The organism is Stenotrophomonas maltophilia group sp. RNC7 (assembly GCF_030910085.1).
In the GTDB taxonomy this organism is placed as follows: domain Bacteria; phylum Pseudomonadota; class Gammaproteobacteria; order Xanthomonadales; family Xanthomonadaceae; genus Stenotrophomonas; species Stenotrophomonas sepilia.
On the sequence record NZ_JAVFVN010000348.1, the window covers coordinates 85544 to 106302 of the forward strand.

Sequence of the window (20759 nt, forward strand, 5' to 3'; positions counted from 1 at the left end):
TTGTGACCATTGCAATGATGAAGCGCCGCAAAGCTTCGTGCCTGATAGGGCGCAGAATGGTTAGGTTGAGGCTATGGGGTCGGGGTCAGCGTTGGGGTACTGGAGCAGATCACCAGCCCTTTCGCACCACGCGTGAGGGCTACATAGAGGTTCTGCACGCTCATGCTCTCCGGATAGAGGACCACGGCAATGTCTGCCTCGAGACCTTTCAGAAGGAGAGTGCTGCCGACTGCTCTGCGCGCAATGGGGCGGCTGAGGTGACGATTTCGCTCGCGGGCATGAAGTGCGGCTCCTAATAGATCTTGCTCTCCGTTGATAACGCTTCGCATGGCTGATCGACAGCAGTGCAGAATCTCGGGCCGATAGACCCGAGTGCCTGTCTGTTCGGCCAAAGCGTCCACCAGCCGCAAGGCGCGCGTCATGGTCCGCTCGGACTCAAAGGCGACTGCCTCAGCTTCTACAGGAGTTGGAGGTGTCCTGGCTCTCCCTCTACGAATGGTACCGACACGCGTCACTAGATTCGCCGTGCCGACGCCCGTCATCATGAGAGCGGAGAAGGTGGCCAAGTCTTGCAGCGCACTAGGAGCCTGAAGATTGAATTGCCTGGCGAAGTTGACGAGGTCTCGCATGTCCACGGCTTCTACCGCCATTGCCCCAGGCGTTTGGCTGGTGAGTTGGTGGCGGCCTTGAACATTCATGGACTCGCCAATTACCAGAACCGTTCCTTGGCTACCAGGCGCATTGGTCCGTGCCGCAGTCAATCTTTGCTGCACTTCACTACCGGCAACCAGCTGGATCCAACGAACGGATGACGGAGCCGTAGTTAGATCAATGGGTAAGCCGGCCGTAAGAGCATGCCTTTGGGATAGCAGCCACTGGCCCAGCTCTTCATTACCTGCAATTTGCCAGCGCCAAGGGGTTCGAAGGCTACCCGCTGCTGGGAAGGACGATTGAACGTCTTGTTCCCAGTGAACCAGCCGATTTCCGCCAAATCCGAAGATGGCCTGCAGAGGGTCACCGAGGACGCACGTGGGCAAAAGCGCAGCGAGGGTGGACACGATGGAGTGCTGAACGGTGCTGCAATCCTGATACTCGTCAACCAAAAGCCGGGCGTAAGTGGCTGCGATGGGTGCAGCGATATGCCCCGAGTCCAAGAGTTGCCGGAATGATTCACGGATCGCGGGGTAGTCGCTACCCGCGTTGTTGAGCTCCAAGAGTTGGGGATGATGGCCACTGCGCGCCGGGAACTTGGCGATGAGACGCATAGCGAATCCATCAATCGTCGACAGCCGATAGGCAGAGCTGGGCACCCCCGCGCGTTTCAAGCGTGTCCTCAACGCGGTGACGCCAGCATTTGTGTGAGTCAGAACAAGGATCGGTCTGTTCCCAGAGTGGGATGCCAGCGCCTCGGCAATCAGCTGGGTTTTGCCGCATCCTGCTGGGGCGGTGATCGATCCGCGTTGGATAGCTAGCAGATCGATTTCAGGCAGCACGGGTAAAGGCCCAGAGTTGGTCTACTACTGCCTTGAAGCTAGCGTCCGCGTTTGCGTAGCCCCGAGAGACGATATCCAGGACGATTGACTGGTAAGTCGTAAGCGACTTGAACCAGCTATTCTTTTTGATACGGGAGACTTCGCCAAGCAGTACGCGAATATCAGGCGGATAGGGTGAATTCGGCCTCAGCGCTTCGATGGACGCCAAAGTTGTTAGACCGTTCGATTTGGCAACCAGCTGTTGGTTCATAAGATCTTCGCCAACACGCTCTTTAGCCTTCAGGAGCAGGGCATCAATCGATGTGTCAGGAAGGCAGAGGAACAGCTCGTCCTCCAACGTCATTCCTGCCCGCCAAGTCACGAGGCTGCCGCCTGATTGAAGATATGCTTCTGCAACACCTGGAGCGGCAGGTTTGTCAGCGTCTATGAAGACGAGGACTCGGTAACCCAGATCCATAAGCGCAGTCGCTCGGGCAAAAGCGTTGTCCGGAGTGCCTCCGCCTGCATTGACGTATGCACCACCTAAAGCCAAGAAAGAGGATTCTTTGCTGGCTACCCCCCATAGATCGAGGCCACGCACAAACCCTACCTCGCTTGCTCCCTCGCACACAATCACAGACTTCGCCAGAAAGGCCTCCGGGTCAGTGCGCAGCGTGCTTTGAATCTCGTCGGTCGAGCCAGCGGAAATGACGACATGGCCAGCCGGTCGTGGCCGAACTACAAGCAGCTGCTCACCTGAAAGCTCACGAAGTGCCACAGGGGAGTGTGTTGTGAGAAACGCTTGGAGAGGCGGCGGCGTCTCCTTGGCTCCCAAGGAATCCAGCAGCCGCATGAGCCGATGGGGCTCTAACCCATATTCCACCTCATCCACCAAGGCAATCGGCGCTGACTCCGCCGCGGCCCGTTGAAGTCCCGTCACCAAGAGTCGAGAAGAACCCGTACCAAGGGACCGAAGGGGGATGCCTGCCTCGCTGTGAAGCGCGATGGCGCCTTCGCCGATGGAGACGGAGTGCGAGTCGAGTAAGGCCTGCGGCATCGATCCGACGTCAACTCCAAGGCTCTGGGCAGTTGTCCGGACGATTCCGAGTGTCTGACTCAGGTGGGGCGATGCTTGAGCGCCAAAGTTGGCGCGCGCCTGACGCGCTGCTAGAGCGAGCTGGGCTCCCAATTCTGCGCGCTCGTCTGTTAGCCGGTTGAGCACCGACCCGCGGCTCCAAGATAAGTTGGAGCTTGTAAAGCTGCCGATGCGTGCCGGAGCTAACACGATGCGTTCTTTCCAAGGCAGGCTTCGTTCCAAGCCTTGTTGAAGCGACCTATCGGAGATCAGCGTCCAGCTGGGCTCAAGGTCCGCCCCGACTTGAAGCAGCAGCGTAAGCACTGTCTCCAACCCCGCGGCGGGTTCGTCTTCTAGGGTGTCAAATACCGAATCGAATCCTCGCAAGAAGTCGCCATAGACATCAATGTCCATCAGCGATGCCGGCAGTTCCCCGAATGTCACGGCAATACGAATGGGCTCTGAGACATCGAGGTCAAAAAAGTCCATGTCGCCGAAGGAAATGCTTCGTCGAGCACCCAAGCACAGGTCGATGGCATCGAGGATGGTGGACTTGCCACTATCGCCAGGACCGATCAAACAGTTGATGCCCGGGGCGGGCGACCAGTCGAGCGCCTTGATGGATCGAAAGTTCCGAATGGCCAAATGGCGAATTCGAGGCATGGGGCGTCCTGTAAGAGGCTTGGTCAACGGTCCGTGTAGGACGCAGACTGACACCAACTCCTACTACGCCCCTGAGGCAATCCTAGCCCTAAAGCGTTCTGCCAGTCATTGGCTCATTGGTGGAACTTGGCGCCACGCCGAGCTGCTTCGCGAACTTCCCTAACCTGTAACGCGGCAACACTGAGAGAGCGGTTCCAGGTCGCTTCTTCCGTGGTCACCTGCCCGCTTGCAGGCGACGGAGGTCCGTTCATCGCCAACAGCGGACTTCCCTGAGCGAAGGAAATTGGTTCGCGAAGCTGAATAGGCTTGAGCTGGTGTCCGCCCGGCGCGCGGCGGTGCTAGGATTCGGCCATGGACATCGGTCGGACAACCTTAACCGTCGGCGTCGCCATAGTCGCGGTTTCTTGCGGCGGGTCCCAGGGGCGCTGGACTGCCTTTGTCTATCCGCCCGGCGCGTCCACTCAGGAAGTCCGTCACGCTGTTTATGGCGATTACGACACCTTCGAGCATTGCCAGGCGGCTGCAATAGCCGCCCTGAGAAATAGCCCTCCACTGCCAGGGGCGCAGGAAGTGGGATCTTACGAATGTGGGCGCGCGTGTCGATATGACGTCGACATGGACTTGTACGTCTGCGACCAAACTCGCAAGTAGGTAGCTCCGTGCTCGCCGCCCGCCTGGCGCCTTGGTCAGCCTGGCCAGCGTGTGTGAAGTTGATCGATGACAAACCGGTGACGGTGCGTGCCATCCACGTCTCGGTGTGCCAAGAGGTGCGGGTCGTCCTCAGCAAGATGTTCGTGCTTATGCGCTATCTCCTCTGGATCGTGCGCCGGCCATCTGCGCCACGCGGCGACCAAACCGAGTGTGGCCAGAATCCCCAAGGCGGCCAAGGCAACATGCAAGCCGTAGCGCGCACCAACCCACCCGGCGAGTGGATAGGCGATCAACCAGCAAACATGCGATAGGGAAAATTGGGCAGCGAAGAGGAATGGTAGATCGGCGGACTCAGCCGAACGCCGCAGCAGCCGCCCGCCGGGGGTAACCAAGCCGGCATACGCCATGCCCAGCAGCGTCCAGGCCGGAATGACCGCCGTCCACCCGGGATGTCCCTTCAGGGCAAACCAGACGCCAAGGAAGGTAACCAGGACAACTGACATGAACAGTCCTGCAGCCAACATTACTGTCCGGTCCGAAATGCGGTCGAGAACCTTCGGAAGAAGAAGTGCGACCAGCATGGACCCGCCTCCGAAGGCCGCCAGCGCCCATGCAACCTGCTCCTCCGCCCCGCCCAGAACGGTGCGGACCATAACCACCGTATTGACGAACACCATCGCGCCGCCGGCTGCGGCGCAGAGGTTCAACGCGAGCAGGCCCTGCAATCGCGGTGTGCGGAGGTAGATTCGCATTCCACGGATGGCTCGGGCATAGGGACCGTCCTTGGAAGAGACCGCAGCGAGGGCCGGGAAGGTGGTGGACGCGACGAGCAGCGCCGAGAGGATGAAACCTACCGAGGTACCAGCGAACAGCCCGTGGAAGCTAATGATCGTCAGCAGTGCGGCAGCAAGCGCCGGGCTCAGCAGGCTTTCAAGGTCATATGCCAATCGGGAAAGTGAGAGCGCACGGGTGTAATCACGCTCTTCTTGAAGAATTTCGGGGATGGTGGATTGAAACAGCGGCGTGAAACATGCCGATGCCGACTGCAGCACAGCGATGAGGACATACACCTGCCAGATCTCGGTGACGAAGGGCAGGCAGACCGCCACAACCGCACGAACCAGATCGAGTGCGATCAGCACCCGCTTGCGCAGCCGTGCAGGGACCAACGCTCCTGAAACGGGCGCCAAGGTCACGTACACGACCATCTTGATCGCCAGCGCGGTGCCCAACACCGCTCCGGCCTGGCTGCCAGCGAGGTCGTAGGCCAGGAGGGCAAGGGCGACAGTCGCCAAGCCGGTTCCGACCAGGGCGACTATCTGGGCACCAAACAGGCGCCGAAACGCCGGGTGACTCAGTACTTCGAGCATGGGATTGTCCTGGTAGCAACGTTCTGACGGCACCAACCCGTGTGCGCCCTTTTGCCCGGATTCAGGGCAGAGGCGGCAGACAGGCGGAGTGTACGCCCACCACTGTTCGGGTCGAGGTGACGACCCCGCCGGAATGGCAGGGTCGTTGGCTAAATCCGAGTGGATTTACTTCTTCTTCGGAGCTGCCTGTGCGTCGCAACGTTCCTTCAGCGCCTTGGTCTGGGCATCCTTGAGGTCCACCTTGTACTTCGAACGGTCGGCAAGCTGTTCGCAAGTCGTCGGCTTGGCCTTGGGAGCAGCCGGGGGAGCCGGATCGGCATGGAGGGCAGGATCATGAGCGGATGCCGTGGTGAAAAGGGACATGCTGAAAAGCAGGCCGGCAATTACTGCGCTATGAGTTTTCATGTTGTTTCTCCTCGGGTTGGGTCGGCGAAGTGCCGGGTGTTACGGCTGATAGATGTCGGCTTGGTAGCCCACAAGTTCGATGCTCACGGTCACCGGCGTGTCGCTTCGGTTCTGCCAGTACCACCCATGAGTTCCTTCAAATGGCGCGACGAAGGTGCCGTGCGCCTCCCGCTGCGCAGCTTCGACGGCGTAGCTGGTCCATGCACCCTTCACGTCGGGCCGCTCACCATGCATATCGACTGCTACATCACCGGTCGCCTTCCAGCTGAACAGAATTCCCGCGCCAGCAGCCATGTGGGATTTGACCTCTTTGCCTTTCCCCGGCTCCAGCGTGATCGTCATCGCGTCCTGGCGAAGCTCACCGTTGGTGAGCGATACCGCGGCTGGATCAAGCGATTGCCCCTTGTTCGCCCCGAACGCAGCCGCAGCCTTTTCCGCCAAGGTGGTCGCTGCGTCCGATGCTGTCGAGGACGTCGGCGTAGCCGGGTCTGCGGCGGTGCTTCCGCCGTCTGCCAGGGCAGTCAGGCCCAGCGCTCGGCCGATCCCGGTGGGATCAATGCCGTACTCCGCCGGCAGAACGGCCGTAACGAGAAGCGCGCCGGCAATGGCGGCAGCGACAAGGGTCGACTTCAGCAGGCGGCCAGTCGTGGGAAGTGGTTGATTGATAGTGATTGACATGATGGGTCTCGGTCAGAAATCAGGAAGCGAAGTAGCCGGTGAGCTGCATGCCGATGAGCACGAAGCCGGCCGTCATCAAGATGGTGTTCACGCCGTAGGCCTGGCGGTTGAAGGAAGGCAGCCGACGCCAGAAGCCCATCACGATCAAGATGCCGGCAAGCGCCAGAAGTTGGCCGAGCTCAACGCCCACGTTGAACGCAAGCATGTTGGGGACCAGCCCGTCCGGCGATAGCGAGAAGTCCTGAAGCTTCGTGGCCAGGCCGAAGCCGTGGAAGAAGCCGAAGACAAGGACTGCAATCTTGGTGTTGGGTTGCACGCCGAACCACCGCTTGAACGCGCCCATGTTGTCCAAGGCCTTGTAGACCACCGAGAGACCGATGATCGCGTCGACCAGATAGGCGTCGACATGAAAGCCGCCGAGCACGCCGAGCAGCAGCGTCGTGCTGTGGCCAATGGCGAACAAGGTGACGTAGATGCTCACGTCCCGCATGCGGTATAGGAAGAAGATCACCCCGAACAGAAATAGAAGGTGGTCGTATCCAGTCACCATGTGCTTGGCGCCAAGGTAGGTAAACGCGATCAGTTGCCTACCGGTGCTTTCTTCAAGGAAGGCCTGGTCTCCCTCGCTTACACCGTGCGCGAACGCCGCAAACGGCAGGAGGACTGCGGCAAGCATCGAAAGCCAAGCAAAGAGCTTGTTGGAAGAAGTCAAAGACAAGTTCCTTGTGCAGAAAGGGGACGGGTGGTTCATGAGGAGCGACTTTCCAGAACAGAATCTTCGCGGTGAACCAATCGATACAGCGCCGGCAGCACGAGAAGTGTCAGCAGCGTTGAAGAGATGATTCCGCCGATAACAACAGTGGCGAGCGGACGCTGAACTTCCGCGCCAGCACCGACGTTCAGGGCCATAGGAAGGAAGCCCAGACTCGCCACCAAGGCCGTCATCAGGACTGGCCGGAGGCGGGTAAGAGCACCTTCGGTGACAGCCTTGTGCAGGGGGACGCCTTCTTCCCGCAGGTTCTTGATGAAGCTGATCATTACCAGGCCATTGAGCACGGCAACGCCCGAAAGAGCGATGAAGCCCACACCTGCGGAGATGGACATGGGAATGTCGCGCAGCCACAGCGCCACCACGCCCCCGGTCAGTGCAAGCGGCACGCCACTGAATACGATCGCAGCGTCCTTCCCTGAGCCGAATGCCATGAACAACAATCCGAAGATCATCACCAGAACCACTGGCACGACGACGGACAGCCGCTTGCTTGCCGAGATCAACTGCTCAAACGTGCCGCCGTACTCGATCCAGTACCCTTCCGGCAGCTGGACCTCCTGTCCGACCTTGGTGCGCAACTCCTCGACAAAGGACCCTAAGTCGCGCCCGCGCACATTGCTTGTGATCACCACCCTGCGTTTACCATTCTCACGGCTGATCTGGTTCGGACCAGGCGCGATCTCGACCTTGGCCAACTGGCCCAGCGGCACGAAGCTGCGCTCTTGGCCTGTGCTCACCCCGGGCGCGACGGCCACAGGTAGTGACGCCAGTGTCCGGACGTCCTGGCGAAGGTTCTCCGACAGACGAACCACGATATCGAAGCGCCGATCGCCTTCGAACACCTGGCCGACCGATTCACCTCCCAGCGCCACCGAGATGGTCTTCTGCACGTCGTCAATGGCTACGCCGTATCGTGCAAGTGCATCCAGGTCCGGCGTGATCGTCATCAATGGCAGACCGGTGATCTGCTCAAGTTTCACGTCGGCCGCTCCCTGGATCTCACTGGCAACGTTCTCTACCTGGCTGCCGATGGTTGCCAGTTGCTCCAGGTCGTCGCCGTACAGCTTGACAGCAACCTCAGCCCGAACGCCCGCAATGAGCTCGTTCATCCGCATCTGCACCGGCTGGGTGAACTCATAGTTGTTGCCAGGAATGGCGCGAACCACTTTCTCGAGCTCGGCAACAAGCTGTGCCTTCGGCTTGCGCGGATCAGGCCATTGGTCCCGATCTTTGAGCATGATGAAGGTGTCGGCTACGGAGGGGGGCATGGGATCGGTGGCCACCTCGGCAGTGCCGATCTTTGCGACGACTTCATCTACCTCGGGGAACTGTTTGATCGCCGCTTCCAGCTGACGTTGCATGCCGATCGCCTGGGTCAAGCTGGTCCCTGGAATTCGAAGCGCATGCAAGGCGATATCGCCCTCATCCAGGTTCGGAATGAACTCGGTGCCGAGGCGACTTGCAAGCAGGCCCGCCAGGACGGTGAGCACCGCAGCAGAGGCCACCACTACCTTGCGTGCATTGACGGCACGCTCAAGCATCGGGCCATACACGTTGGTGACTCGGCGAATGGCTTTGGTTTCCTTCTCCGAAACCTTTCCCGTTACGAACTGAGCCACAGCGGCAGGTACGAATGTCAAGGACAGTGCCATGGCACCGGTAAGCGCGATGACCACGGTAAGCGCCATCGGGTGGAACATCTTCCCTTCCACGCCGGAGAGGGCAAAGATCGGGATGTAGACCGCCGCGATGATGAAAAGGCCGAACAGGCTTGGCTTGATCACCTCTGCACTGGCACTTGCCGCCAAGGAAAATCGTTCTTCCCGAGTCAACAAACGGCCCTGAAGGTGTTGCCGCTCGCCAAAGCGACGCAGGCAGTTCTCTACGATGATGACTGCCCCATCGACGATCAAGCCAAAATCCAGTGCGCCCAGGCTCATCAGATTCGCAGAGACGCGATTCTGGACCATGCCTGTGATCGTCAGCAGCATCGTCAATGGAATGACCGCCGCAGTGATCAGTGCCGCACGAAGATTGCCCAAAAGCAGGAAGAGCACCGCGATGACGAGCAAGGCGCCTTCGAGGAGGTTCTTCTTCACCGTCTCGATGGTCCGATCCACCAGTTCGGTTCTGTCATACACAGGATGCGCCCGAACGCCGTCAGGCAGCGTAGCGTCGATGTCCTTGAGCTTGGCCGCGGTTCGCTGAGCCACGTCCCGGCTGTTTTCGCCGATGAGCATGAACGCCGTACCAAGGACCACTTCGTTGCCATCCTTGGTTGCCGCGCCTGTACGAAGTTCGGTGCCTTCTACAACTTCTGCCAGATCGCCAACACGCAATGGCATGCCATCACGGTTAGCCACTACGATCTTGCGCAAACCCGCCATGTCGGCCACTTGGCCCGGCACGCGTACCAAGTACTGCTCACCGCTTTTCTCGATGTAGCCGGCACCCACGTTAGTGTTGCTGCGGGCCACGGCTTCGAGCACATCCTGCAGCGTCAGTCCGTATGCTTGGAGCTTCTTCGGGTCCGGCGTGATGTGAAACTGGCGAACATAGCCTCCGACGGTGTTGACCTCGGTTACGCCTTTCAAGTGGCGCATCTGCGGTCGGATCACCCAGTCCTGCAGCGTACGAAGCGCCATTGGTGTCCACGTCTCTTCAGCACCGGACTCCGCTTCCACGGTGTACATGAAGATCTCACCCAGGCCCGTCGCTACCGGTCCAAGGCTTGGCTTTAGTCCCACGGGCAATTGGGATCCCGCTTGCTGAAGTCTCTCTGCGACCTGCTGACGGGCGAAGTAGATATCTGTGCCATCTTCAAACACGACCGTGACCTGAGACAGGCCGTAGCGTGAGATGGAACGGGTGTATTCCAGCTTTGCCAACCCGGCCAACGCTGTTTCGACCGGGAAGGTGACCCGTTGCTCGGCCTCCAGCGGTGAGTAGCCCGGAGCTTCGGTGTTGATCTGCACCTGGACATTGGTAATGTCAGGAACGGCGTCGATGGGAAGCTTGCTGTAGTTCCAGATCCCAAGGCCTGAGAGGGCCAGGACCAGAAGGAGCACAAGCCATCTGTGCGCGATAGACGCGCGAATGATTCGCTCTAGCATGGTGCGTCCTTAGTGGTCGTGGCTTGCGCCGGACTTTTCGATGTCGGCACGAATCAGGTAGCTCTGCTCGGAAACGTACCGGGTTCCCGGCTTAAGCCCTTTCAGTACCTCCACGCGATCGCCATCGCGCCTACCCAGTTCAAGCATCCGCACCTCATAGCTGTTGCCCACTTGGGCGAATACCACGGTGAAGTCCCGAAAACGCTGCAGGCCCGATTCCTTTACTGTTAATGGAACCTCCGTTTCCGCGATGACGACTTCGGCGGATACGGCCATTCCTGGTCGCCACCTGCCCTCGCTGTTGGTAAGGGCCACACGTGCCACCACGGTCTGGCCAGCGCTGGCCAACGGAAGGATGCCCTGCAGCTTTCCCGTTGCTTCCAAACCGCCTGTTGCCGAGCGAATGGTCACCATCTGGCCTGGCGACAGTCGCTCGGCATCGCTTCCCAGCGCACGCAGGTCCACCCAGACCTCCGAAAGGTCGGCAATTTCAAACAGCGTGTTGTCGGCAGCGACATCGCCTACCGACGTGCTGCGCGCGAGTACGACTCCACTGAAAGGTGCCGTGACGGAGTAGGTCCGCATGCTGTCATTGCCCTCGACTGTGGCCAACGTCTGACCAGCCGAGACGCGTTGTCCCATCTCGACCGCCACACTGCGGACCACGCCAGGGAAGCGTGCCTTGACCGCAGCAAATCGGCCGGTGTCGACCGCGACGTTGCCCATGAGGGAAACGGTGTCCCGGATGGTCCCCGGTTCGGCGGACTCGACCACGACACCTGCGTCGGCAGCGGCTTTCGGATCTATCGTGGTGCGCCCTTCATAGGAGGCGTAAGACCAGGCGTAGTTCTTTCCACCCACCACCGCATCGGCTTTGACATCAAAGGAATGCGGCTCGACCACCTCCCCGCTGCCGACCAGGTAGTCCTTCTCTGGAATAAAGCTGAAGTTGTTGACTTCGCCGTCCAGACGCTTGAGTTGTATCGTCGCTTTGACTTCTCCAGGTGCCAGCGGTTTGTCGTTGCGATAGGCATACAGCCGGAAATGAGGCGGGGTATTGGTTTCGTAAACAGTTACTTCAAGGGCGAAGTCGCCGTCGCGAAGCATGCGACCGCGATGCGGCCCTCGCTCATAGTCGCCTGCGGTCGCAGCAGTGTCCTCTGGCTTTGCTCGTTGCGACGATTCGTTGCCACCGCACGCAGCCAGGGCAATTGGAAGCAGGATCAGGAATACGTATCGGTTCATGGGCGAATGTCCAAGGCAGAAGCGGTGAGGCGGTCGGCCTCGACCAGGAGACGGAGATAGCGCGCGGCGGCTTCGACTTCCCGTTCGCGAAGATCGAAGAGCCTTTGCTGAGCCTGGCTGAGTACCAGGAAGGAGAAGCGTCCTTCCTCAAAGCCCCTGCGGCTCTGATCAAAGGCCTGCTGGGCCTTTGGCAACTGACGCTGGCGCACTGACTCCACTTCCGATTGCGCTTGCTTGAGCTGTTGGTAGATGCCAAACAGCTCCTGACGCATTTCCAGCATCTGCGCCTGGCGCCGGTATTTGAGAGAGGTGAGTTCGTAGTCCGCTTCAGCCACGGAGAAGTCCGATCGCCGACGGCTCCCCAACGGGACGGAGACGGACATCACCAGGCCGCTGTCCTTGGTGGCTTCCAGTCGGCGGATGCCGAGGCCAACGCTGACATCCGGCTTGGCGCTAGCGCGGGCGATCTCCCTCCTTGCATCTATAACTCCGGCTTGAGCGTCCAAGGCGCGCTGTTGTGGTGTCGTGGCGAGGCGCCGGCTCAGATCATCAAAATCATCCAGAGGGGGAAGGACCGCGGTATCCCCTGCAACCGAGCCGAAATCCGGACTTGGCGCCCCCCACGTGGCAGCCAGCGACATTCGCGCGCTTTCCAGAGCCTGCAATGCCTGCTCCCGCTTCAGCTCGGCATCGAGCAGGGCGATCTCGGCGGATCTCAGGTCCGAGTCGGGATTGCGGGCGGCCGCGACCCAACGGGCCACTTCACGGCGCATGGCGCTGGCCATTTTGATGCGCTCTTCGGCGTGCTCGACATGCTCCTGGGCGGCCAGCACGTCGACGAAACGCCCTGCGGCCAAAGTTGCGATAGCGATACGGGTGACGTCCGCTTCGCTTCGGGCAGCGTCCACCTCGGCGCCGCCGAGCGCTTGGCGCGCAGCCCGCTTCCCACCCAGTTCTAGAACCTTGGAGATGCGGAAGGTGGATTCGGCGGCGTCTAGGCCGCTCAGGCCGCCTGAGCCAGCCACGTTTTCAAGCTCGCCGCCCAGCACGAGCGGCGTAGGCAATGCCTCCCGGCCCGCCCGGCTTCTGACAGCTTCCAGTCGAGCGGTGTCTGCCTGGACGCTGGGATGGGTGCCGAGGGCGCGGGCGACCACATCCTCCAAGCGCAGCACTTCAGCGGCATGGCCAGGCACGGCCACACCGTAGGCGCCGGCTATGGCGAGCGCCCACAAACTACGTAATTTCACGGAAAATCTCCGACGATGGTCATGACGACGCGCTGCCGGCCAACATTGGGTGGACAGCGCGCTCAGGCCGCTACAGCGCGGCAGGTGTCGTCAGACGATCGGAGGTCTGAATGGCGAGCCGCGATGACCAGAGGGCTCATCGACGGAGTGCAGGCCGGGCAGTAAAGATGCCGGCGGAACAGTTGCTAGGTTCAGATTCGAAGACACCAGCATGCCGGCAAAGCTCACATCGGCCTGGTGAAGGACGCTGTGCACGCCCGATGCATGCTTCGGATCTACGTTGTCGCCAGTTCCAGGACCGTGTGAGTGCCCGTGCTCTGCCGTTGCAGCGATGTCGTGCTCGGCAGTATGGAGCTCGCCCTGTTGGATCACGATCGGCCGAACAACGACGCTCAACAGCATCAGCACGAAAAGGCTGAACCGGATGAGTCGACGGTGGCGGGCCGAGAAGGCGGACATGAAAGGAAGAATAGAGGCAGTCAAGCTGAGTTGTCGAGAGCCCTGAGTTGGAGCCCCCCCTGATCCAGTTATGGCTTGGCGCTCGAGGGAGGGCGTCGCTTAAGCCCACTCCGATCAGATCGCATTGCCTCAGGTATCGCCGCGCCTGCTGCCGCTTCTGGCCGATAGCGGCCGCCCAGTAAGGATGGTGCCGGCCAGAGGCTGGAACTGGGCCTCACTGCTCTCTGGAACCGCGTCCTCCAGGCTCGTTCCAACGTCGAATGGGGCCTGGCCCCTCTCTCAGGCGTTGGGCGATTCTGCGCTGCTTATGGGATTCAGTAAGACCATATCCGTACCACTAGGCTCACCGTTGGACTTTCAGGTTAAAAGGGCGCAGCGTTCGCTTCTCGCCCAACAGGGCCATTGATTTCGGAGAGCGCAGGTGAGCAGAACAAGTAATTCTCATCCACTGCAGATTGCGACGCTGCCTATCGGCGTGAATGGCGGTGCGATCGGCGTTACCTTTGCACCGGGAAAATATCAGGACGTCGCAATGACGGGGTCTTGGGCCCGAGACTTGGATATCGATCTGGCGTCGATAGTCGCGTGGGGAGCACAGCATCTGATCACGTTGATTGAGCCGTGGGAGTTCGAAGAGCTACGAATTACCTCCTTGGCAGAGCGTGCCAAAGCGCATGGCTTGATGTGGCACGGCCTACCGATTAAGGATGGTGCGGCTCCTGATGCACGGCTGCTTCTGCCATGGCAATCCACAGGACCCCAGTTCGCAGCCGAGCTCTTGTCCGGAAGCAGGATCGTGGTGCACTGCAAAGGAGGCCTAGGGCGAGCGGGGACCGTGGCGTCGATGCTTCTCATTGACACGGGCTGCGCTCCAGACGGCATCGATGCGATCGCTAAGGTGCGCTCGGTGCGCCCTGGTGCAGTGGAGACTGCGGAGCAGGAAGAATTCATCCTGAATTGGCCTGCTCGCAGAGCCTCAAGTCTGGGGGTAGTCGCAATGCCCGGCTAACCTACCCTTTACCGCCTTGGGCTGGAATACAAGAGGACGGAACTCCGCAGGTAGTCTGTAGGGAAGCCGCCGTAGGGGACGCAGTGCTGAACACTTTTCCTCGAACACATATAGTGTTGGTGTTCCTACTGCTTCGCGCGCCCTTCGCATGCCTATCTGAACCTGTCGCCTGGCCTGGACTTCGAGACCAAGCTGTTCGCCAAGATCAATGCGCCTCAGCTGCTGCGCAAGGAACTGTCGAAACCCGGTTACGTGCCGCAGCCGATCGCGCTGGGCATCAACACCGATGCGTACCAGCCGATCGAGCGCAAGTTCAAACTGACCCGCCAGCTGATCGAAGTGATGCTGGAAACCAGGCATCCGTTCTCGCTGATCACCAAGAACGCACTGGTCGAGCGCGACATTGATCTGCTCGCGCCGCTGGCGGCGGAGAACCTGGTCAGTGTGCATTTCTCGGTGACCTCGCTGGACCCGCATCTTTCCGCGAAGCTGGAACCGCGCGCATCAGCACCTCATGCACGGTTGCGCGCGATGAAGCGTCTGCATGACGCGGGTATCCCGGTGGGCGTGATGGTGGCGCCGGTGATTCCGTGGATCAACGACAGCGAACTTGAAGCGGTGCTGGAGGCTGCGCACGATGCCGGCGCCAGTACCGCGGGCTACGTGCTGCTGCGCCTGCCGCTGGAAGTGGCGCCGCTGTTCCGCGACTGGCTCGATACCCATCATCCCGATCGCGCCGCGCACGTGATGAGTACCATCCAGCAGCTGCGTGGTGGCAAGGACTACGACAGCCAGTTCGGCACCCGCATGCGCGGCCAGGGTGTGTAGCCCGATCTGCTGAACAACCGCTTCAAGCTGGCGCGCAAGCGGTTGGGATTCAATGCGCAGAACAGCCATTGGCCGAAGCTGGATTGCAGCCGGTTCCAGAAGCCGCTGCCGCCGAAGAAGGATTCGCCGCAGGGGTCGTTGTTCTGAGGCCATCAGTCGAGCATGGCTCGACTCTACATCAAGGCCGACGAGCAGCTCGGGATCACCCGCCAAACAACTTCTGCGCACTCTGGAACAGGATCCAGCTGGTGGCGATGAACTTGTCGCCACCCTGTGGCCGATTGCCGCGATGGGTGTGGGTGAACGCCGTCGGCGCAATCAGCAGGCTACCGGTGCGTGGCGCGATCTTCCGCCCCTGGAACAGGAACTCGGTTTCGCCTTCGTCGAAGTCGTCATTGAGGTACAGCGTCCACAGCACGTGCCGGTGCAGGGTCTCGGCCTGCGCATCCTTCGGGTACAGCTCGCAGTGCCAGTACGGGTAGCCACCCTCGCCCGCGGCATACCACTGCAGGTTGATCGCGCCCGGACGCAGGCAGGTGCGGGCCAGGTCGGCCAGCTGCTGTTGCGGCATGTCGGGGAAGTCCTCGGCAGACAGGCGTCGCGGTTGGCCATTGCTGTCCTGGATCTGCAACATCAGCGGGGCAATCAACGCCTGTGGATAACGGCGTAGATAAGTCAGCAGGCCGTTGAACACCGCAATCTGCAGCTGCTGATCAACATCCTGCCAGCCGTCCAGGCCACTGATGCGCAGATCCTTGCTGTGCTTGAGTTCCGGGAACACGCCACTGCCCACCGCACCGGGCAGCAGGCCACGCGTGGCACGCATGCGCTCGACGATGGCCGCGCAGACCTCACTGGGGACGGCGTTGTGGATGACCTCGATGAAATCGACCGGGCCCTGCTCGTGCATGCGTGCATTCCTTCGGCGGCAACGGCTTGATGGTGCCGTTTGCCGCCCGCGGTGTCACCCTGCGGTCATGTCATCGAACTGCCATGACCGCCGTCAGGCGTTGAGCCGTCAGCCCTTCGCTTCGTCGTGCGCGTGGTGGTAACGCACCGCTTCGGCCACTTCCTCGCGCGAACCCAGGAACACCGGCACGCGCTGGTGCAGCTGGTCGGGCTGGATGTCGAGGATGCGCTCGCGGCCGGTCCAGGCGGCGCCGCCGGCCTGTTCGACCAGCAGGCCCATCGGGTTGGCTTCGTACATCAGGCGCAGCTTGCCGGCCTTGGACGGATCCTTCTTGTCCCACGGGTAGATGAAGATGCCGCCGCGGGTCAGGATGCGATGCACGTCGGCCACCATGCTGGCGATCCAGCGCATGTTGAAGTTCTTGCCGCGCGCGCCTTCCTTGCCGGCCAGCAGATCACTGACGTAGGCCTGCATCGGCGCCTCCCAGTGACGCTGGTTGGACATGTTGATGGCGAATTCCTGGGTGGTCGCCGGAATCTGCATGTTCTCGGTGGTCAGCACGAACTCGCCCTTCTCGCGGTCCAGAGTGAAGGCGTGCGTGCCGTGGCCGACGGTCAGCACCAGCTGGGTGCTGGGCCCGTAGATGCAGTAGCCAGCGGCGATCTGCTTGCTGCCCGGCTGCAGGAAGGCGTCATCGCCCGGCAGCTCGACGTTGGTCGGGCAGCGCAGCACCGAGAAGATGGTGCCGACGGAGACGTTGACGTCGATGTTGGAGCTGCCATCGAGGGGATCGAACAGCAGCAGGAAATCACCGCGCGGATAGATGTCCGGCACCGGCTGGCTGTGGTCCATTTCCTCCGAGGCGCAGGCGGCAAGGTGGCCGCCCCAGGCATTGGCTTCGAGCAGGATCTCGTTGCTGATGACGTCCAGCTTCTTCTGCGCTTCGCCCTGCACGTTGCCGGTACCGGCGTCGCCGAGCACGCCACCGAGGGCGCCCTTGCTGACGGCGATGGAGATGCTGGTGCAGGCGCGGGCGACGACCGCGATCAGCTGGCGCAGGTCGGCATTGATGCGGCCGGCGTGCTGTTCCTGGATCAGGAAGCGGGTCAACGAAGTACGGGACATGGTCGGGCAGGTCTCGGCAGCGGGAAAACGCCTATTGTCGCCCGTCTGGCGGGGGCGTGCGTGAGCGCGGGAAGGCGTAACCGTTTCCAGATGCGTTGCGCTGGTGGCGCCTTCCTTCTGTAGAGCCGAGCCCGCGCTCGGCTGCTCTTCGTCCTTCATGCCGCACAAGCCGAGCGTAGCCCGGCTCCACAGAGACCTGGGCGCAAAAAAACAAAGGCGCCTTTCGGCGCCTTTGTTCAAACCACTGCAGCCTTGCTTCAGCCCTTGGCGACGGTGGCCACGGCCTTGGCGACGTATTCCAGGTTGTTCTGGTTCAGCGCGGCCACGCAGATGCGGCCGGTGCCGACGGCGTAGATGCCGAACTCGTCGCGCAGACGTTCGACCTGCTCACGGCTCAGGCCCGAGTAGGAGAACATGCCGGCCTGTTCGTTGATGAAGCCGAACTGCGGCGCACCGGCAGCGGCCAGCTTCTCGACCAGGCCCTGGCGCAGGGCGTGGATGCGCTCGCGCATCTCGGTCAGCTCCTGCTCCCACATCGCGCGCAGTTCCGGATTGGTCAGCACGCCGGCCACCAGCGCAGCACCGTGGGTGGACGGGCTGGAGTAGATGGTGCGGATCACGCGCTTGACCTGCGACTGCACGGCCTTGGCGTCAGCAGCGGTCGGCGCCACCATCGACAGCGCACCCACGCGCTCGCCATACAGCGAGAACGACTTGGAGTACGAGTTGGCGACGATGAAGCTGTCGATGCCGGCTTCGGCGATGATGCGCACGGCGGCGCCATCCTGCTCGATGCCCTTGTCGAAGCCCTGGTAGGCCATGTCGATGAAGGGGAACAGCTGCTTGTCCTTCAGCAGCTGCGCGACCTGCTTCCACTGGCTGACCGTGAGGTCGGCACCGGTGGGGTTGTGGCAGCAGGCGTGCAGCAGCACCACGGTGCCGGCTTCCAGCTTGCCCAGGTCGGCCAGCAGGCCGTCGAAGTTGACGCCGTGGGTGGTCGGGTCGAAGTAGGTGTAATCCACCACCTCGAAGCCGGCCGCGCTGAACACGGCGCGGTGGTTTTCCCAGCTGGGGTTGCTCAGCGCAACGGTGGCGTGCGGCAGCAGCTTCTTCAGCACGTCGGCGCCGACGCGCAGCGCACCGCTGCCACCGACGGTCTGTGCGGTGGTGACGCGGCCGGCGGCCAGCAGCGGCGAGTCCTTGCCGAACACCAGCTCTCGCGTGGCCTGCGTGTATGCCGGCAGGCCATCGATCGGCAGGTAGCCGCGCGGTTTGGCGTCAGCGGCAAGCTGCTGCTCGATCTGCTTGACGGCGCGCAGCAGCGGGATGCGGCCGCTCTCGTCGTAGTAGATGCCCACACCCAGGTTGACCTTGGTCGGGCGGCTGTCGGCGTTGTACGCCTCGGTCAGGCCCAGGATCGGGTCGCCTGGGACCAGTTCCACGTTTGCAAAGAAGGACACGGCGGTACTCGTTCGGTAGACGGAAAGGGGGAGGAAGTGCGCTACGCGGTCTGCGGCCTTGCAGCCGGAAACAGCCCATCGTAACAAAGCCTGCCGGGGCTGGCCGCCGCCATCGTCATCCGTGGCCCCGTACCATGGCGTGCGTTGCCGCCTGATCCATCAACCTGAATCATGAATCCCGCCGCACGCCGCCATTGCCTGCCGCTCGCTGCCCTGCTGTTGTCGCCTTGGGCGGCGCTGGCCGAGTCCGCGCCGACCGCCCTGCCCAGCGTGCAGGTGCAGGCCGCACGCGTGCCCGGCATCGACCCGTTCGCGCTGCCGGCCAGCCAGGACACGGTCTGGATCGACGCCGCCCGTCCCGGCGCCGGCGCACAGCTGTCCGAGGCGCTGGCCGGGGTCCCGGGCCTGGTCGCCCGCGACCGCCAGAACTTCGCGCAGGACACCCAGCTGTCGATCCGTGGCTTTGGTGCGCGCTCGACCTTCGGTGTGCGTGGGGTGCGGGTGTTGATCGACGGGGTGCCGGCCACCATGCCCGATGGCCAGGGCCAGCTGTCACACGCCAGCCTGTTGGGCGCCGAACGCGTCGAGGTGCTGCGCGGGCCGTTCTCGGCGCTGTACGGCAACTCCTCCGGTGGCGTGCTGCAGGTCTGGAGCGCGCAGGGCCAGGCCGGCGACCCGTGGCGGTTGCGGCTCAACGCTGGCGCCGACAACACGCTCAGCGTCGGCGCGCAACTGAAGGGTGCCGGCCGTGTTCTGGATTACAACATCGCCGCCAATCACTTCCGCACCGATGGCTGGCGCGACCACAGCCGTGCCCGCCGCGAATCGCTCACTGCGCGTATCGGTGGCGATCTCGGCGGGGGGCGGCTGGAGCTGCTGCTCAATGCCTTCGATGCCCCCGATGCGCAGGACCCGCTGGGCCTGAGCCGTGCCCAGGTGACGGCCGATCCGCGCCAGGCCACCGCCGTGGCGCACCAGTACAACACCCGTAAATCGGTGCGCCAGCAGCAGGCCGGCCTGCGCTGGACCCGTGAAACCAGGGCGCAGCGTTGGCAGCTGATGGGCTATGCCGGCCAGCGCGCGGTACGCCAGTACCTGCCGATCCCGCCGGCAGCTCAGACCAACAGCCCGTTGCATGCCGGCGGGGTGATCGACCTGGAGGGCGGCTATGGCGGGCTGGACGCGCGCTGGGGCTGGCACGGCGACCTCGCCGGCCGGCCGCTGGATCTGGTGGCCGGGCTCAGCGCCGACCGCCAGCGCCAGCATCGCACCGGCTACGAGAACTTCATCGGCAGCGCTCTCGGCGTGCGTGGGCGGCTGCGCAGAGACCAGATCGACACCGTGCAGAACGTCGATCAGTTCGCCCAGGCGTGGTGGCAGTGGAGTCCACGCTGGTCATTGCTGGCTGGCGTGCGTCGCAGCGCCGTGCGCTTCGAATCCGACGATCGCTACATCACCGCCCGCAACCCGGACGACAGCGGCCACCGCCGCTACCAGGCCACCACGCCGGTGGCCGGGATCAGCTTCGCGGCCAGCCCGCAGTGGCGGCTGCACGCGGCGGTGGGCCGTGGCTTCGAGACGCCCACCTTCAACGAGCTGGGGTATCGCGCCGACGGGCAGGCGGGACTGGCGCTGGATCTGGCGGCGGCGCGCAGCCGCAGCCTGGAGGTGGGCAGCAAATGGCATGCACAGGATGGAACCCAGCTCGATATCAGCCTGTTCCGCGCAGATACCGACGATGAGTTGGCAGTTGCCAGCAACATCGGCGGACGCAGCACCTATCGCAACATCGGCCGCACCCGCCGCCAGGGTGTGGAACTGCGCTACCGGCAGCCGTTGGCAGAACAGTTGGAACTGCAGGTGGCCTGGACCTGGCTGCAGGCGCAGGTGCGTGCGCCGTACCAGACCTCGAACACCTGGGTCTCCGCCGGCAGCCGCCTGCCCGGGGTACCGCGCCAGCAGGCGTTTGCCCGGCTGCAGTGGACGCCGGCCGACTGGCAGTGGGCGCTGGAGGCCGCCGCCAGCAGCGACACCGTGGTCAACGACGTGGCCACCGAGCGGGCGCCGGGCTACGCGTTGCTGAACCTGGAAGGTGGCCGTCGCTGGACACTGCCAGGTGGCGAGCTGCGCGCCTTCGCCCGGCTGGAGAACGTGCTGGACCAGGCCTACATCGGCTCGGTGATCGTCAATGACGGCAACGGGCGCTTCTACGAACCGGGGCCCAGCCGCCGGGCCAGCGTGGGCCTGCAATGGTCCTGGCGTTGAGTGGGTAGTGGC

At 62.4% G+C, this 20759-nt stretch carries 15 protein-coding genes and 1 pseudogene; 3 read left to right on the plus strand and 13 right to left on the minus strand.

Annotated elements, in window-relative coordinates; translation table 11 throughout:
* Positions 1 to 71: 71 nt before the first annotated feature.
* The 10 genes from RCF13_RS05810 to RCF13_RS05855 all read right to left on the minus strand — a co-directional run bounded on the left by RCF13_RS05810 (position 72) and on the right by RCF13_RS05855 (position 13174).
* Positions 72 to 1493 (minus strand): UvrD-helicase domain-containing protein, encoded by a 1422-nt coding sequence (locus tag RCF13_RS05810; protein ID WP_012478642.1) that lies wholly within the window; start codon positions 1491 to 1493, stop codon positions 72 to 74.
* Entirely contained in the window at positions 1483 to 3210 is a 1728-nt protein-coding gene (locus RCF13_RS05815) for an ATP-binding protein (RefSeq protein ID WP_005414983.1), read from the minus strand. The genes RCF13_RS05810 and RCF13_RS05815 overlap by 11 nt, the downstream gene beginning before the upstream one ends.
* A 686-nt stretch (positions 3211 to 3896) precedes the next feature.
* Positions 3897 to 5231 (minus strand): MFS transporter, encoded by a 1335-nt coding sequence (locus tag RCF13_RS05820; protein WP_005414984.1) that lies wholly within the window; start codon positions 5229 to 5231, stop codon positions 3897 to 3899.
* Between the two features lie 165 nt (positions 5232 to 5396).
* A complete protein-coding gene (locus tag RCF13_RS05825) occupies positions 5397 to 5636 on the minus strand; it encodes a hypothetical protein (RefSeq protein ID WP_005414985.1) in 240 nt (79 codons plus the stop codon).
* Between the two features lie 39 nt (positions 5637 to 5675).
* Positions 5676 to 6314: a hypothetical protein gene (locus RCF13_RS05830; RefSeq protein WP_012478643.1), complete on the minus strand. Its 639-nt coding sequence runs from the start codon at positions 6312 to 6314 to the stop codon at positions 5676 to 5678.
* Between the two features lie 19 nt (positions 6315 to 6333).
* Positions 6334 to 7065, minus strand: coding sequence for a HupE/UreJ family protein (locus RCF13_RS05835; RefSeq protein WP_012478644.1), 732 nt, complete (start codon positions 7063 to 7065; stop codon positions 6334 to 6336).
* Positions 7062 to 10199: a CusA/CzcA family heavy metal efflux RND transporter gene (locus RCF13_RS05840; RefSeq protein ID WP_061201540.1), complete on the minus strand. Its 3138-nt coding sequence runs from the start codon at positions 10197 to 10199 to the stop codon at positions 7062 to 7064. The genes RCF13_RS05835 and RCF13_RS05840 overlap by 4 nt, the downstream gene beginning before the upstream one ends.
* A gap of 9 nt (positions 10200 to 10208) precedes the next feature.
* A complete protein-coding gene (locus tag RCF13_RS05845) occupies positions 10209 to 11444 on the minus strand; it encodes an efflux RND transporter periplasmic adaptor subunit (protein WP_005411786.1) in 1236 nt (411 codons plus the stop codon).
* Positions 11441 to 12691 carry a TolC family protein gene (locus RCF13_RS05850; protein WP_012478646.1) on the minus strand — a complete coding sequence of 417 codons (1251 nt, stop codon included), beginning with the start codon at positions 12689 to 12691 and terminating at the stop codon, positions 11441 to 11443. Before RCF13_RS05850 ends, RCF13_RS05845 begins: the two co-directional genes overlap by 4 nt.
* 90 nt (positions 12692 to 12781) lie before the next feature.
* Complete coding sequence (locus tag RCF13_RS05855; RefSeq protein ID WP_229298500.1) at positions 12782 to 13174, minus strand: hypothetical protein; 393 nt, start codon at positions 13172 to 13174, stop codon at positions 12782 to 12784.
* A 397-nt stretch (positions 13175 to 13571) separates the two neighbouring features.
* On the opposite strand from RCF13_RS05855, the gene RCF13_RS05860 reads away from it, so the two are divergent.
* Positions 13572 to 14159 carry a cyclin-dependent kinase inhibitor 3 family protein gene (locus RCF13_RS05860; protein WP_012478648.1) on the plus strand — a complete coding sequence of 196 codons (588 nt, stop codon included), beginning with the start codon at positions 13572 to 13574 and terminating at the stop codon, positions 14157 to 14159.
* Positions 14160 to 14279: 120 nt separating this feature from the next.
* A pseudogene (locus RCF13_RS05865) lies at positions 14280 to 15134 on the plus strand (PA0069 family radical SAM protein); the annotation flags it as partial.
* 55 nt (positions 15135 to 15189) lie between these two features.
* On the opposite strand, the gene RCF13_RS05870 reads toward RCF13_RS05865, so the two are convergent.
* The 3 genes from RCF13_RS05870 to RCF13_RS05880 all read right to left on the minus strand — a co-directional run bounded on the left by RCF13_RS05870 (position 15190) and on the right by RCF13_RS05880 (position 18482).
* A complete protein-coding gene (locus RCF13_RS05870; protein WP_032957940.1) occupies positions 15190 to 15897 on the minus strand; it encodes a 2OG-Fe(II) oxygenase in 708 nt (235 codons plus the stop codon).
* A 108-nt stretch (positions 15898 to 16005) separates the two neighbouring features.
* Positions 16006 to 17022 (minus strand): class 1 fructose-bisphosphatase, encoded by a 1017-nt coding sequence (locus tag RCF13_RS05875; RefSeq protein ID WP_134968146.1) that lies wholly within the window; start codon positions 17020 to 17022, stop codon positions 16006 to 16008.
* Between the two features lie 257 nt (positions 17023 to 17279).
* Positions 17280 to 18482 (minus strand): amino acid aminotransferase, encoded by a 1203-nt coding sequence (locus RCF13_RS05880; protein WP_134968147.1) that lies wholly within the window; start codon positions 18480 to 18482, stop codon positions 17280 to 17282.
* Positions 18483 to 18653: 171 nt separating this feature from the next.
* Between RCF13_RS05880 and RCF13_RS05885 the strand changes: the two genes are divergently transcribed.
* Positions 18654 to 20747 (plus strand): TonB-dependent receptor, encoded by a 2094-nt coding sequence (locus RCF13_RS05885; protein ID WP_231352423.1) that lies wholly within the window; start codon positions 18654 to 18656, stop codon positions 20745 to 20747.
* The last annotated feature ends 12 nt before the right edge of the window (positions 20748 to 20759 follow it).